Source organism: Alicycliphilus denitrificans K601 (assembly GCF_000204645.1).
GTDB lineage: Bacteria > Pseudomonadota > Gammaproteobacteria > Burkholderiales > Burkholderiaceae_C > Alicycliphilus > Alicycliphilus denitrificans.
Map to the genome: position 1 here is coordinate 3,562,173 of NC_015422.1, position 13,207 is coordinate 3,575,379.

Annotated in this window: 13 protein-coding genes; 4 read left to right on the forward strand and 9 right to left on the reverse strand. The window is 67.3% G+C overall.

Going from position 1 to position 13,207, the window contains the following annotated elements; genetic code table 11:
- Positions 1-107 precede the first annotated feature (107 nt).
- From ALIDE2_RS16960 to ALIDE2_RS16980, 5 genes are all read right to left on the reverse strand, one after another.
- Positions 108-614: an acetone carboxylase subunit gamma gene (locus ALIDE2_RS16960; protein ID WP_013518376.1), complete on the reverse strand. Its 507-nt coding sequence runs from the start codon at positions 612-614 to the stop codon at positions 108-110.
- Between the two features lie 24 nt (positions 615-638).
- Complete coding sequence (locus ALIDE2_RS16965) at positions 639-2,963, reverse strand: hydantoinase B/oxoprolinase family protein (RefSeq protein WP_013722723.1); 2,325 nt, start codon at positions 2,961-2,963, stop codon at positions 639-641.
- 11 nt (positions 2,964-2,974) lie between these two features.
- The gene (locus ALIDE2_RS16970) at positions 2,975-5,119 is read right to left on the reverse strand and encodes a hydantoinase/oxoprolinase family protein (RefSeq protein ID WP_013518374.1); all 2,145 of its coding nucleotides are present in this window, start codon (positions 5,117-5,119) and stop codon (positions 2,975-2,977) included.
- 379 nt (positions 5,120-5,498) lie between these two features.
- A complete protein-coding gene (gene queC / locus ALIDE2_RS16975) occupies positions 5,499-6,218 on the reverse strand; it encodes a 7-cyano-7-deazaguanine synthase QueC (RefSeq protein WP_013722724.1) in 720 nt (239 codons plus the stop codon).
- Entirely contained in the window at positions 6,215-6,886 is a 672-nt protein-coding gene (locus ALIDE2_RS16980) for a 7-cyano-7-deazaguanine/7-aminomethyl-7-deazaguanine transporter (protein ID WP_013518372.1), read from the reverse strand. Before ALIDE2_RS16980 ends, queC begins: the two co-directional genes overlap by 4 nt.
- Positions 6,887-7,058: 172 nt before the next feature.
- Between ALIDE2_RS16980 and ALIDE2_RS16985 the strand changes: the two genes are divergently transcribed.
- Complete coding sequence (locus ALIDE2_RS16985) at positions 7,059-7,424, forward strand: SPW repeat protein (RefSeq protein ID WP_041701599.1); 366 nt, start codon at positions 7,059-7,061, stop codon at positions 7,422-7,424.
- Between the two features lie 107 nt (positions 7,425-7,531).
- On the opposite strand, the gene murB is transcribed toward ALIDE2_RS16985, so the two are convergent.
- Positions 7,532-8,620, reverse strand: a complete 1,089-nt coding sequence (murB, locus tag ALIDE2_RS16990) for a UDP-N-acetylmuramate dehydrogenase (protein ID WP_013518370.1) — start codon at positions 8,618-8,620, stop codon at positions 7,532-7,534.
- A gap of 63 nt (positions 8,621-8,683) precedes the next feature.
- Here murB and ALIDE2_RS16995 point away from each other — a divergent pair, with 63 nt between their 5' ends.
- From ALIDE2_RS16995 to ALIDE2_RS17005, 3 genes are read left to right on the forward strand one after another with little or no spacing between them, the layout of a single operon-like run.
- A complete protein-coding gene (locus ALIDE2_RS16995; protein ID WP_013518369.1) occupies positions 8,684-9,169 on the forward strand; it encodes a YajQ family cyclic di-GMP-binding protein in 486 nt (161 codons plus the stop codon).
- Between the two features lie 10 nt (positions 9,170-9,179).
- Positions 9,180-9,827 carry a retropepsin-like aspartic protease family protein gene (locus tag ALIDE2_RS17000; protein ID WP_013518368.1) on the forward strand — a complete coding sequence of 216 codons (648 nt, stop codon included), beginning with the start codon at positions 9,180-9,182 and terminating at the stop codon, positions 9,825-9,827.
- 29 nt (positions 9,828-9,856) lie between these two features.
- The gene (locus ALIDE2_RS17005; protein WP_013518367.1) at positions 9,857-10,855 is read left to right on the forward strand and encodes an HD-GYP domain-containing protein; all 999 of its coding nucleotides are present in this window, start codon (positions 9,857-9,859) and stop codon (positions 10,853-10,855) included.
- A 2-nt stretch (positions 10,856-10,857) separates the two neighbouring features.
- On the opposite strand, the gene plsY is transcribed toward ALIDE2_RS17005, so the two are convergent.
- The 3 genes from plsY to ALIDE2_RS17020 all read right to left on the reverse strand — a co-directional run bounded on the left by plsY (position 10,858) and on the right by ALIDE2_RS17020 (position 13,147).
- Complete coding sequence (gene plsY, locus ALIDE2_RS17010; RefSeq protein ID WP_013518366.1) at positions 10,858-11,490, reverse strand: glycerol-3-phosphate 1-O-acyltransferase PlsY; 633 nt, start codon at positions 11,488-11,490, stop codon at positions 10,858-10,860.
- Between the two features lie 31 nt (positions 11,491-11,521).
- A complete protein-coding gene (gene ybaK, locus ALIDE2_RS17015) occupies positions 11,522-12,022 on the reverse strand; it encodes a Cys-tRNA(Pro) deacylase (protein ID WP_013518365.1) in 501 nt (166 codons plus the stop codon).
- A 63-nt stretch (positions 12,023-12,085) separates the two neighbouring features.
- Positions 12,086-13,147, reverse strand: a complete 1,062-nt coding sequence (locus ALIDE2_RS17020; protein ID WP_013722725.1) for an aldo/keto reductase — start codon at positions 13,145-13,147, stop codon at positions 12,086-12,088.
- Positions 13,148-13,207 lie beyond the last annotated feature (60 nt).

The following is a 13,207-nucleotide window of genomic DNA, read 5'->3' on the forward strand; positions in this document are numbered from 1 at the left end:
GGCGCAGAGGCTGTCCACGACACACGGTCGGAGCTTCGAAGTTTGGCGAGCGCAGCCTGGCCGGACGCAAGTGCCGCCAGCCAAGCCGCGTCCGCTCCACTACCGGGTCAACCGGCCCGCTCAGGCAGTGGCATATGCACCCACTCCTTGTAGAAGGTTTCGATATCGGGCTCGAAGTCATGGATCACCGGGTACCAGGGCGTCGGCGCCTCCACGTCATGCATGGTCCCGCAGCTGGGGCAGTAGTACTCGCGGTACACCTGCCACTTCGTGTCCGGGGCCATCAGCTTGGGATAAACCTCGGTCATGGCCGCCTCCGTGTCGCGCACGTAGACATGGGCGTGCATCTTCCAGTTTTCGCGGTAGTCGCCAAAGACATGGCCGCAGTCGCACTGCGTCACCCACTGCTTGGTCTTGGCCGATTGCACGATGTAGAGGTGCGGCCCCAGGGGCAGGACGATGCGATCCGGGAACTTCACCTGCGCCTGCAACGCAGCCAGGTATTGCTCGAAGCGGCTGCCGTCCTTGGGCATGGAGAGCATGCGAAAGGTGGTCTCCCAATCCAGGGAACCATCCACAAGGCGAGCGACCTGCTCGTTGGTATAGGTGGACATTTGCTGACTCCTTGATTGATGTGATTACTCTTCCACTTGCACGACGGTCGTGACGTCGGGCAGCAGCGACAGATCCATGCGGTACTTGGATCCGTAGGTCGGCACGCCCAGGTCTTCTTCGCGCAGCTCCCAATCGTCCGGCAGGCTCCAGAAGTCCTTGAACTGCTTCGTGAATTTCTCGGACAGCGAAAAGCTGGTGGCGAACATGTGCTGCACCTGGGTCGAAGCGTCCTTGTTGAGGATGCGCTCGCGCTCTTCCTTCATCCATTCACGCGTAGGCAGGGCGCGCGCCAGGCGTTCCTTGCGCATTTCCGCGCGGCGGGCCCGGGTCTTGGCTGCATCGACCGTGTAGGCGCCCTTGGCATCCTGGGTAAACACTGCGCCATAGACCTTCTGCGCATACTCGGGCAACAGGAACTTCTGGTTCAGGTCGGTTTCGATGGCCTTGGGGTCGCGATCGATCGGGTCGCCGAAGCCGGGGCCGCCGCGCAGATAGTTCAGGTACAGGTCGTGGTTGTCGTAGCAGTCCTCGGTGGTCATGCACTGCTTGTCGCGCTTGACCTGGGCCGTGGCATCGATGTGGTGCTCGTAGATCGGCGCGCTCGGGTCGATGTCCCCGCCCAATGGCACGCTTTCCCCGTTGGCGATGCGGCGCTCAAGGCCGGTCGCGTGGGCTTCGAAACGATAGCCCGTGGCCGCGGGGTAGCCGCCCATCAGACCCCAGTCGCTGTTCATGTAGCCGTTACCCATGAAGAACATGGTCCAGTCCTGGGCATTCCAGACCATGCGCAGGGTCTCGAAGCCGCAGCCGCCGCGGTACTTGCCATAGCCGCCCGAGTTGGCCTTCACGTTGCGGCCCAGGTAGAGCAGCGGCTCGGCCATCTCCCAGATCTCGACGTCGCCCATGTCGCCTTCAGGGTTCCAGATGGCGGCGGCATGGTTCAGGCCGTCCTTCACCGCGCAGGCGCCGGTGCCGCAGGAGCTGGCCTCGAAGCTGTTGACCGCATGGATCTCGCCGTCCTGGTTGATGCCCCCGCCCTGCAGCCAGTTGGACGTGTTGGCGTTGCCCGCGTTGACCTCTTCCAGGTAGCCGCGGCTGAAGTACGACTGGCCCAGGCCGCGCCACAGCGCAGCCCAGCCCGAGACCAGGAAGTGCCAGGCGTAGGCATGGCCGGTGCGGCGGTCGTCCGGGTTGCACCAGGTGCCCTTGGGCAGGCGGAACTCGGTGGCGTAGTAGGCGCCGTCGTTGATGCGCTGGGTGGGCACCAGCGTCTGGCACATCATCACCCAGATGCCGGACGTGAAGGCCACCTGGTGGGCGTTGAAGGTGTGCCAGCCCCAGCGGCTCGCGCCCTCGAAATCCAGGCGCCATTTGCCATCGGCCTTGATCGTCATCTCGCAGGGCGAGTGCATGATCGAGTCGAGCTTGGCGAAGGCGTTGGAGACCTGCACGTCCTCGTGCTTGTACGGCACGTCCACGAAGGACACCTTGCGGTACTTGCCCGGCATCGTCATGGCCTTAATGCGGCTTTGCAGGCCGCGCCGGCCTTCCTCGATGACTTCGTAGGCAAACTTCTCGTAGGCCTCGATGCCATCGGCGCGGATCACGTCCTCGACCAGCTCCCGGATCATGTGGCAGCCCGCGATGCGCGTCTTTTCATCGAGGATCCAGTACTTGGGCGTGCGCACCGAGCGCTGCGACTCGTGCAGCCAGTCGCGCAGCGGCACGTCGTTCACCCCCGTCTTGCGGCAGGTGATCATGTAGCCGTCGCCAAAGCGCTGCGTCTGGCCGGTGGACATGGAGCCCGGCGTGACCGAGCCCGTGTCGATGACGTGCGTCACGCCGCCCACCCAGCCGATCAGTCTGCCTTCCCAGAAGATCGGCACGATGGTGGCGATGTCGCAGGGGTGGACGTTGCCGATCGAGCAGTCGTTGTTGGTGAACATGTCACCGGGGTTGATGCCGGGGTTGGCCTCCCAGTTGTTCTCGATCATGTACTTGATCGCCGCCCCCATGGTGCCGACGTGGATGATGATCCCGGTCGAGGTCAGCACGCAGTCGCCGACGGCGTTGTAGAGCGTGAAGCACAGCTCGCCTTCCTGCTCGACGATGGGGCTGGCGGCGATCTTCTTGGCCGTCTCGCGGGCGTGCACCAGGCCGCCGCGCAGTTTGGAAAACAGCTTCTCGTAGCCGATGGGGTCGGTATCGCGAAACTCCAGCCTGTCGAGGCCGTTGTAGTGGCCCGTCGCCTGGGTGCGCTCGACGATGCCGTCGCGGAATTGCTTGAGGGTCTGGCCGTTCTTCAGCAGATCGGCAAAGCCCACTTCCTTGCTGCTCATCATGTTCATGGTGTGTCTCCTTACTTGATTTCCTTGAGGTGGAACAGGCGGTGCTTGTCAATCGTCGTCTCGAAGCCTTCCGGCACCACGAAGGTGGTGGCATCGGATTCGATGATGGCCGGGCCAACGATGTGATTGCCGCTCTTGAGCCCTTCCATGCGCCACAGCGCGGCATCGACCCAGTGCTTCTTGCGGTAGAACGGGCGGGTGCCGAGATAGGCCTCCTTGGGCGGCGTGCTGCCGGCATCGGGATCCTCTGGCAGCACGGGCTTTTGCGTCACGACGGTGCCGCGCAGGATGGCGCCCGTGATCGAGAAACCCAGCTCCGGCGAGCGCGCCGAGCGGGCGTAGACGCGGCTGTAGGTGGCCTCGTAAGCCTCGACGATCCTGTCCCAATCGGCCGCGGTGGCCGCGCTGGTCACGGGCGAGACGATCTCCAGGTCATTCAGCTGGCCCATGTACTGCATCTTGTAGCCGGGGATCAGGAGCACGTCCTCTGGCTTGTAGCCGTTGAGCACGAACTCATCGATGACCTTGACGGCCAGCTCGGACCAGGCTTGCTGCAGGGCCTGGCAGGCGGCCTCCTTGTCCGCGTCCGGGGCATGCTGCGCGACGCCGACGTCCACGGACTTGTCGTAGCGGTACTCGAAATCGGCGCAGGCACAGCCAAAGGCCGAGAAACCGGCCGCCCAGGCGGGCACCACCACATCCTTGAAGCCCACGCCCTCGGTGTAGCCATAGGTGTGCACCGGGCCGGCCCCGCCGTAGGAGAAGCAGGTGAAGTCCGCAGGGTTGTAGCCCTTGGCGCTGATGTTGGCGCGCAGGTACTCGGAGAGCGTCAGGTCCAGCAGTTCGATGACGCCGGCAGCCGCGTCCTCCACCGACAGCCCCAGCGGATCGGCGATCTGCGCCTTGATGTGCTGGCGCGCGCGCTCCACGTCCAGCTTGATGGCGCCGCCCAGGAAGTTGTCCGGGTTCAGGTAGCCCAGCACGACGTGGCAGTCCGAGACGGAGACCGTGTCCAGCCCGCTCTCGGGCCAGCAGGTTCCCACGCGGTAGCCTGCGCTGTCGGGGCCGAGCTTGATCGACTTGCTGTAGGGATCCAGGCGCACGAAACTGCCGGCGCCCGAGCCCACCGAATCCATGGCCACCAGCGGCAGCGACAGCACCAGGCGCGCCATGTCCGGGTCGGACTTGATCGCGAAGTTGCCCTTGGTGATCAGGGCGACGTCAAAGCTGGTGCCGCCGATGTCGGAACATGCAATGTTCTCGTCGCCCAAGGCCTCGCCCAGCAGCTTGGAGCCGATCACGCCGCCAATGGGGCCGGACACGATGGTGCGCGCCAGTTCCTTGGCCTTCCAGCTGATCGTGCCGCCATGCGTGGCCATGACGCGCAGGTCGAACTTGGCGCCGTGCTTCTTGAAGCGGTCGCTGACCTTCTTGAGCGTCTGGCGCGAAGGCTCCGCGCCATAGGCCTCCAGGATGGTGGTGTTCATCCGGTGGCTTTCCTTGCGCGATGGGTAATAGTCCACCGAAGCAAAGACCGGGATGTCGGACTTCAGCCTGCGCAATTCCTCCCGGACGATGTCGCGGGCACGCTGCTCGCTCGATTCATTCTTGTGCGACTGCAGCAGGCAGATGACGATGGCCTGTGAGCCTGCATCCACCAGTTCACGCGTGGCCTGACGCACCTCGTCCTCACGCAGGGGAATCACCACCTTGCCCTGCACGTCGGTGCGCTCTGTCACGCCGCGGGTGCGCGACACCGGCACCAGTGGTTCGTCGTAGCGGTGGGTATTGAGGTGGATGCGGTCTTCCAGGGCGTAGCCCAGATAGCTTTGCAGGGCCCGGCCCATCGAATGGGTCTGCTCGAAGCCCTTGTTGCAGATCAGCCCCACGTCCAGCCCCTTGCGCGACAGGACGCGGTTGAGCATGGCCGTGCCGGAATAGACGCCGGTCACGAGCTCCGGGTACACGTCTTCGACGGTTCGCTTCCAGTGGGCCAGGGCGTCCTGCGACGATTGGTAGATGGCCAGCGACTCGTCGCCAGGGTTGCTCTGCGCCTTGCCGACGACGAAGCGGCCGTCGTCTCGGACGAAGAAGGTGTCGGTCATCGTGCCGCCGGCATCGATGCCCAACACCTGCACTCTCGATTGCACTTGCATGAAGGGTCTCCTGTAAATCGTGGATCGAACGAGCGTCTGCTGCGCTCGTGACAGCTACCGCAACGACCATGCCAGTGCCCCGCCCGGGAGTGCCCGGGCCGTGTAAGTGCTTGATTCCAGGAATGTCCCCAGGGTTTACGAGGATATGGCGGACGCCGATCCGCAGGCTCGGGCGACCGTCCGATTTCCGGTCGAGCAGCCAGAAACCGGTCGGTTTCGCGGCCTCTCGGGCAGGCAAGCCGCGATCACTCCGCGCTCAACGACGCCTCTGCGCCAGCCCGATGGCATGGCGCGAGGGGCTTGATTTGTAGTTTTTGAAGAAAATCAGGCTCCAGCACTTATCCATCAAGCGCTGGCAGCTATCAAAAAGATAACCGCCCTATTCGCAAGCAGGGCGGTTTTTTTCTGCCCACTGCGCCCAGCCCTGGGCGCGCAGCTCGCAGGCCGGGCATCTGCCGCAGCCGTAGCCCCAGTCGTGCAGCCGGTCGCGCTGGCCGAGGTAGCAGGTGTGGGAATCGCGCCTGATTAGCTCGGCCAGGGCGTCGCCGCCCAGTTGGTGCGCCAGCGCCCAGGTGCCGGCCTTGTCTATCCACATGAGCGGCGTCTCCAGCGTCAGCGGCCGGTCCAGCCCCAGGCTCAGCGCCACCTGCAGGGCCTTCAGGGTGTTGTCGCGGCAGTCGGGGTAGCCGGAGTAGTCGGTCTCGGACATGCCGCCCACCAGCACCTGCAGCCCGCGCCGGTAGGCCAGCGCGGCGGCCAGCGTGAAGAACAGCAGGTTGCGCCCCGGCACGAAGGTGTTGGGCAGGCCGTCCTGTTGCATGGCGATGGCCACCTCCTCGGTCATGGCGCTGCCGCCCAGCTGGGCCAGCACGTCCACGGTCAGCAGGTGGTCCGGCCCCAGCCGGCCCGACCACGGCATGGCCTGCAGGCCCGCGCGCAGCCGCTGGCGACAGTCAAGCTCGGCGCGGTGGCGCTGGCCATAGTCGAAGCCGATCGTCTCCACGTGGGCGTAGCGTGCCAGCGCCCAGGCCAGGCAGGTGGCGGAGTCCTGCCCGCCCGACAGCAGCACCAGCGCGCGGCGCCGGTCGGGTGCGCTCATCGCGCGGCTGCCAGCGGCAGCGGATCCTGGCGCAGCCAGCGCACGACGGCCGCGAGCAGCACGCCGTAGGCGGGCACGAACAGCAGCAGGCTCACGCCCAGCTTGATGGCGTAGTCCACCCAGGCGATCTCCACCCAGTGTGCGGCCATGAAGGCGTTGGAGCTGCGCCAGAAGGCGATGGCGAAAAACGCCGCCGTGTCCAGCGCCTGCCCGAACACCGAGGCCGCCGCGGGCGCCAGCCACCAGGCGCTGCTCTTCTGGCGGATGCGGTCGAACACCTGGATGTCGAGCAGCTGCCCCAGCACGTAGGCCGCGAAGCTGGCGAAGGCGATGCGGAACACGAAGGTGTTGAAGTCGCCCAGGGCGCCTGCGCCGTTGAAGCGCCCCTCGTGGAACAGCACGCCCACCACGTACGAGGCCAGCAGCGCCGGCAGCATGGCACGCAGGATCACGCGCCGCGCGGACGCCTTGCCGATGAGCCGCACCGTGAGGTCGGTGGCCAGGAAGATGAACGGGAAGCTGAACGCGCCCCAGGTGCTGTGAAAGCCCAGCAGCGTGATGGGCAGCTGCACGAGGTAGTTGCTGGCGATGACGATGGCGATGTGGAACGCCACCAGGAGGGAGAGGTAGAAGGGCACGCGCGAATGCGGCGCCTGGACGAGCGTCATGACGATCCTTTTTGGCGAATGGGGGCGAGGGAACCCATGCTGGCGAAATTGCCGGGGCGCGATTATAGGCGGACGGGCCGCGCGGCCACGGAACCTGCCGGCCCCCCGGCCTGTCTAACAGGCTGCCGCGGCTTGGTCGGTATTGCGGCAGGAGGTTACAGCCATGAGGAACATGAAGAGCATGAAGCATTGGCAGGACCCGCTCAACGCGCTGCTGGGCGTCTGGCTGGCCCTGTCACCCTGGGTGATGGGGTTCGAGAGCCAGATGGTGCCCACCGCCAGCAGCGTGGTCGCCGGGCTTGCGCTGATCGCCGTGTCGCTGGGCGCGGTGTTCGTGCCGCGCGCCTGGGAGGAGTGGACGCAGGCGGCGCTGGGCGTGTGGATGATCGCCTCCCCCTGGGTGCTGGGCTTCAGCGGCCAGATGGACGTCATGCGCGTGGCCGTCGCCTCGGGCATCGTGGTGCTGGCCCTGGCCCTGTGGGTGCTGGCCACCGACAAGGACTACAGCACCTGGATGCACCACGGCGCGGCCCATTGACGCCGCCCGTCCACGAAAAAACCGCCCCCGGGCGGTTTTTTCGCTTTTCGGCATCAAACGATTCCCCATCAAGCGTTAGAAGCTATTAAAACACTAGCAATTCCCGGTCACACCACCACCGGCTCGGGCTCCAGCCGGATGCCGAAGCGCTCGTACACGCTGGTCTGTATGGCCTTGGCGAGCGTCATGACCTCGCCGCCGGTCACGCTGTCCTCGCGCGTGCCGCGGTTGACCAGCACCAGGGCCTGCCTGTCGTACACGCCGGCCTTGCCCACGGTCTTGCCCTTCCAGCCGCAAGCGTCGATGAGCCAACCCGCGGCCAGCTTGATGCTGCCGTCGGCCATGGGGTAATGCACGATCTTGGGATCGCGCGCGATGATGTCCTGGCACTGCTCGGGCGTCACCGTGGGGTTCTTGAAAAAGCTGCCGGCATTGCCGATCACGGCCGGGTCGGGCAGCTTGGCGCGGCGGATCTCGCACACCCAGTCGAAGATCTGCCGGGCCGTGGGCCGGGCCACGCCGGCCTCGGCGCGGCGGCGCTCCAGGTCCAGGTAGCCCAGCTCGGGCCTCCACGCCTTGGGCAGCAGGAAGCGCACATGGGTGATCACCGCCCGGCCCGCCAGCCCCATGCCCCGGCCCCAGTGGCCGGGCAGGCCTCCGCCCTCGTGCTCCGCCAGCGGCGCGCTGTGCTTGAACACCGAGTCGCGGTAGCCGAAGGCGCATTGCGCGGCGTCGAGCGTGAAGGGCCGGCCCGTGGCCAGGTCGATGGCGACGAGCGAGTGGAAGCGGTCCTGCAGCTCCACGCCGTAGGCGCCTATGTTCTGCACCGGCGCCGCGCCCACGGTGCCGGGGATCAGCGCCAGGTTCTCCAGCCCCGGCCAGCCCTGGGACAGCGTCCAGTCCACGGTGTCGTGCCAGTTCTCGCCGGCGCCGGCCTCGACGACCCAGGCCTGGGCGGTCTCTTCGAGCAGGCGCAGGCCCATGATCTCCATCTTCAGCACCACGGGCTTGACATCCCCCGTGAGCACGATGTTGCTGCCCCCGCCGAGCACGAACATCGGCTGGCGCGCGAGGCGATGGTCGGCCAGCAGGTCGTACACATCCTGCGGCGTGCGCACGCGCACCAGCGTATGCGCGCGCGCCGCGATGCCGAAGGTGTTGCAACTCTGCAGGGGGACGTTTTTCTCGACTAACATCGCCTGGATTGTCGCACCCCCCCCCGGCGGTGCGGGTTGTACCGAATTGCTGAAAGTGCCGCCATGCCGTCTTTTGATACCGTTTGTGAAGCCAACTTCGTCGAAGTGAGGAACGCCGTGGAGAACACCGCCAAGGAGATCGGCACGCGCTTCGACTTCAAGGGCACGTCCGCCGCCATCGAGCTCAAGGACAAGGAGATCACGCTGTTCGGCGACGCCGAGTTCCAGCTGCAGCAGGTCGAGGACATCCTGCGGGGCAAGCTCACCAAGCGCGGCGTGGACGTGCGCTTCCTGGACGCGGGCAAGCCCCAGAAGATCGGCGGCGACAAGCTCAAGCAGGTGGTGAAGGTCAGGAGCGGCATCGACAGCGAGCAGGCCAAGAAGATCCAGCGGCTCGTCAAGGACAGCAAGCTCAAGCTGCAGGCCGCCATCCAGGAGGAGAAGGTGCGCGTCACCGGCGCCAAGCGCGACGACCTGCAGGCCGCCATGGCGCTGATCCGCAAGGACATGGCCGACCTGCCGCTGTCCTTCGACAACTTCCGCGACTGAGCGGGCGCGAATGAAGCGCGCCCTGCTACCCTGCCTGAGCGCCGTGCTGGCGCTGGCCGCCTCCATGCCCGCGCATGCGCAGAACGTGGCGCTGGCCGGCATCCTGGGCGGCAAGGCCCTGCTGGTGGTGGACGGCAGCGCGCCGCGCGGCGTGGCGCCGGGCGAATCCCACAGGGGCGTGCGCGTGGTCTCCGTGGGCCGCGACGAGGCCGTGGTGGACAGCGCCGGCGGCCTGCGCACCGTGCGGCTGGGCGAGGCGCCGGTGAGCGTGGGCGGCAGCGGCGCAGGCCAGCGCGTCGTGCTCAAGGCCGATGCGCGCGGGCATTTCGTGAGCAGCGGCATGATCAACGGCCGCGTGATGCAGTACATGGTAGACACGGGCGCCTCCACGGTAGCCATAGGCCGCCCGGACGCACAGCGCATGGGCCTGAAGTTCGAGGAAGAGGGCCAGAGCGTGATGATGAACACCGCCAACGGCGTGGCCCAGGGCTGGCGCCTGCGGCTCGACTCGGTACGCGTGGGCGACGTGGAGCTGCGCGGCGTGGACGCCATCGTCACCCCCCAGCCCATGCCCTACGTGCTGCTGGGCAACAGCTTCCTGCGCGAGTTCCAGATGAGCCGCAACGGCGACGAGATGGTGCTGCACAAGCGCCGCTGACACGGGCCGCGAAATCCGCTCCACCTCCCATGGCCCCTTCAGCGCAAGCCAGCCCCCCCGAAGCAGCGGACAGCGAGTACGAGGACCTGCTGGGCCAGTGGTCCGACCTCGAATCCGCTCTGTCCGTGCTGCTGGCGCGGCCGCGCAGCGTGCAGAACTTCCCCTCCAAGCTGCGCCAGTGCGACCTCTGGCTGCAGGACCTGGTGGCGCACGACATCGACGCGGCGCTGTACCTGATGCTCCAGCTCGCCGCCACATCCACGGTGGGCTACAGCGCATCGCACGCGCTGGTGTGCGCCACGCTGTGCCACATCCTGGCGCCTGAGTTCAGGCTGCCCGCGCACGAGCGCAACAGCCTGGTGCGCGCGGCCTTCACCATGAACATCGGCATGACGGCCCTGCAGGACACGCTGGCCCTGCAGCGCGAGGAGCTCACCCCCGAGCAGCAGCAGGCCGTGGCCCGCCACCCGCAGGCCGGCGTGGAACTGCTGGAGGCGCTGCGCATCACCGACGACCTGTGGCTGGAGGTGGTGGCCCGGCACCACGCACCCCAGCCCGAGGCCTCACAGCTCGCGGATCTGCATGCTCCCGAGCGGCTCGCCCGCATCCTGAGCACCATAGACCGCTACGCCGCCATGATCAGCCCGCGCAAATCGCGCACGGGCCGCAGCGCCACCGATTCGGTGCGCGCCATCGTGGGCCATGACCGCGAGCTGCGCGACGAGGTCGGCCTGACCCTGGTGCGCACCGTGGGCCTGTGCCCGCCGGGCACCTTCGTGCGCCTGGACAACGCCGAAACGGCCATCGTGCTGCGCCGCAGCGAGCGCGCCAACTTCCCGCTCGTGGCCAGCGTGGTGGACGCCAGGGGCGAGCCGCACTCCTCGCCCACGCTCTACCACACGGTGCGCGGGCAGCCGCGCATACAGTCGGCGCTGGCGCGCTCGGCCGTCACCGTGCAGCTACCCCACCGCGTGATGGTGCGCCTGGGCCTGTACGCGGCGCACCGCACCAACACCATCACGGGCTGACTTCAGGTCTTCTTGGAGCCCAGGCGCGACTCCTTGCCCTGGATCAAGCGCTGGATGTTGGCCTTGTGGCGCCAGGCCAGCAGGCCCGCCATGACGGCGATGGCCACGCCCACGCGCGCATCCATGTACCAGGCCACGCCGCCGCCCAGCACGTAGAAGAACGGCGCGAACACCGCCGCCACCAGCGATGCCAGCGAGGAATAGCGGAAGAAGAACGCGATGATGGCCCAGGTCAGCAGCGTGGCCAGGCCCAGCCAGCCGCTGATGCCCAGCAGCACGCCCAGCGCCGTCGCCACACCCTTGCCGCCCTGGAAGCGGAAGAACACCGGCCACAGGTGACCCAGGAAGGCCGCCAGGCCCACCAGGGCCATCGTGCCCTCCTCCAGCCCGTAGGGCGCGCCGAACCAGCGCACCAGCGCCACGGGCAGCCAGCCCTTGGCCGCGTCGAACAGCAGCGTGACGGCCGCGGCCGCCTTCGACCCGGAACGCAGCACGTTGGTGGCGCCGGGGTTCTTGCTGCCGTAGGTGCGCGGGTCCGAGAGCCCCATGACGCGGCTCACGATGACGGCGAACGACAGGGAACCGAGCAGGTAGGCGGCCACGGTGGCGGCGAGGGACAGCAGGACGGAGCTCACGGCGGATCGAAGTGCGGGATGGGAGGGACGGCTATTCTGCCAGCGCGCACCGCACGGGCCGCGCGCCCAGCAGCTGCACGCACACCTGCGGGTCGAGCTGCACCAGGAAGCCGCGCCGCCCGCCGTTGATGGCGATGCGCGGCAACTGCAGGATGCTTTCCTCGATGAACACCGGCATCTCGCGCCGCGTGCCGAACGGCGAGGTGCCGCCCACGAGGTAGCCGCTGTGGCGGTTGGCCACCTCGGGCCTGCACGGCTCCACGCTCTTGGCGCCGATCTGGCGCGCGAGGTTCTTGGTCGATACCTTGCGGTCGCCGTGCATGAGCACGATGAGCGGCCTGGCATCCTGGTCCTGCATCACCAGGGTCTTCACCACCATGTGCTCATCCAGCCCCAGCTGGCGCGCCGACTCCGCGCTGCCGCCGTGCTCCACGTAGTCGTAGGGGTGCTCGGTGAATTCCACGCCGTGCGCGCGCAGCATCTGCGTGGCGGGTGTCTCGCTCACGTGGACGGTCTTGTCTTTCTTCGCCATATATCAAAAATAATAGCTGCCTGCGCCTTATGGGCGGGCGCTAGAGCCTTTTTTATCTTCGAATCACTGCGCTGGGTCGCGCAGCTCCCAGCGCATTGCGTCGATCGCCGCCAGCAGCTCGGGCGAGAGCTGAGTGCCCCAGGCGTCGAGGTTTTCGTCGAGCTGCGCCAGCGTCGTCACGCCGATGATGGTGCTGGCCACGCGCCAGGACCGGTAGCAGAACGCCAGCGCCAGCTGCGTGGGCGTGAGGCCGTGCTCGCGCGCGAGCTGGTTGTAGCGCCGCGCCCCGGCCAGCGCCTCGGGGCGGCCCCAGCGCTGCTTGCGCACCGATTCGTAGCGCGCGATGCGCGCATCCTGCGGCGCGCCGGGGTCGGTGGGCGCGTGCCGGTCGAACTTGCCCGTGAGCAGCCCGAAGCCCAGCGGCGAATAGGCGAGCAGCGACACGCCCAGGCGGTGGCAGCTCTCGTCCATCGCGTTCTCCCAGCTGCGGTTGAGCAGGCAGTACGGGTTCTGCACCGACGCCACGCGCGGCAGGCCGTGCTGCTCGGCCAGGCGCACGAACTCGTGCACGCCGTAGGGCGTCTCGTTCGACAGGCCCACATGGCGCACCTTGCCCGCCCGCACCAGGCCCGCGAGCGCCTCCAGCTGCTCCTGGATCGGCGTGGCGCTCACCTCCTTGGCCGGGTCGTAGTACAGGTTGCCGAACGCGGGCACGTGCCGCTCGGGCCAGTGGATCTGGTACAGGTCGATGACGTCGGTCTGCAGGCGCCGCAGGCTGCCTTCGCACGAGGCCACGATGTCGGCCGCCGTCATCCCCTTGCCCTCGCGGATCCACGGCATGCCGCGCGAGGGGCCGGCGACCTTGGTGGCCAGCACGATGCGCCCGCGCATGCCGGGGCGTTTTCCAAGCCAGCGGCCGATGATGGATTCGGTGGCGCCGCAGGTGGCCTCGCGCGCGGGCACGGCGTACATCTCGGCGGTGTCGATGAAGTTCACGCCGCGCTCCACGGCGCGGTCGAGGATGGCGTGGGCGTCCGGCTCATTCACCTGCTCGCCAAAGGTCATGGTGCCCAGGCAGATGGGGGTGACGCGCAGGTCGCTGCGGCCGAGTGGAAGGGTGTTCATGCGCTTTCTCTTCTTCGAAAAACCAGCGCCGCAGTGTACGGATTCGCACCCATCCGTGCA

Coding starts and splice junctions, on each gene's coding strand:
- ALIDE2_RS16965 (WP_013722723.1), bottom strand. CDS start 2,963: ATGAACATGATGAGCAGCAAGGAAGTGGGCTTTGCCGATCTGCTGAAG.
- queC (WP_013722724.1), bottom strand. CDS start 6,218: ATGAGCGCACCCGACCGGCGCCGCGCGCTGGTGCTGCTGTCGGGCGGG.
- ALIDE2_RS16960 (WP_013518376.1), bottom strand. CDS start 614: ATGTCCACCTATACCAACGAGCAGGTCGCTCGCCTTGTGGATGGTTCC.
- ALIDE2_RS16985 (WP_041701599.1), top strand. CDS start 7,059: ATGAAGAGCATGAAGCATTGGCAGGACCCGCTCAACGCGCTGCTGGGC.
- ALIDE2_RS16970 (WP_013518374.1), bottom strand. CDS start 5,119: ATGCAAGTGCAATCGAGAGTGCAGGTGTTGGGCATCGATGCCGGCGGC.
- ALIDE2_RS17005 (WP_013518367.1), top strand. CDS start 9,857: ATGGCCCCTTCAGCGCAAGCCAGCCCCCCCGAAGCAGCGGACAGCGAG.
- ALIDE2_RS17020 (WP_013722725.1), bottom strand. CDS start 13,147: ATGAACACCCTTCCACTCGGCCGCAGCGACCTGCGCGTCACCCCCATC.
- ALIDE2_RS17000 (WP_013518368.1), top strand. CDS start 9,180: ATGAAGCGCGCCCTGCTACCCTGCCTGAGCGCCGTGCTGGCGCTGGCC.
- ALIDE2_RS16995 (WP_013518369.1), top strand. CDS start 8,684: ATGCCGTCTTTTGATACCGTTTGTGAAGCCAACTTCGTCGAAGTGAGG.
- ALIDE2_RS16980 (WP_013518372.1), bottom strand. CDS start 6,886: ATGACGCTCGTCCAGGCGCCGCATTCGCGCGTGCCCTTCTACCTCTCC.
- ybaK (WP_013518365.1), bottom strand. CDS start 12,022: ATGGCGAAGAAAGACAAGACCGTCCACGTGAGCGAGACACCCGCCACG.
- murB (WP_013518370.1), bottom strand. CDS start 8,620: ATGTTAGTCGAGAAAAACGTCCCCCTGCAGAGTTGCAACACCTTCGGC.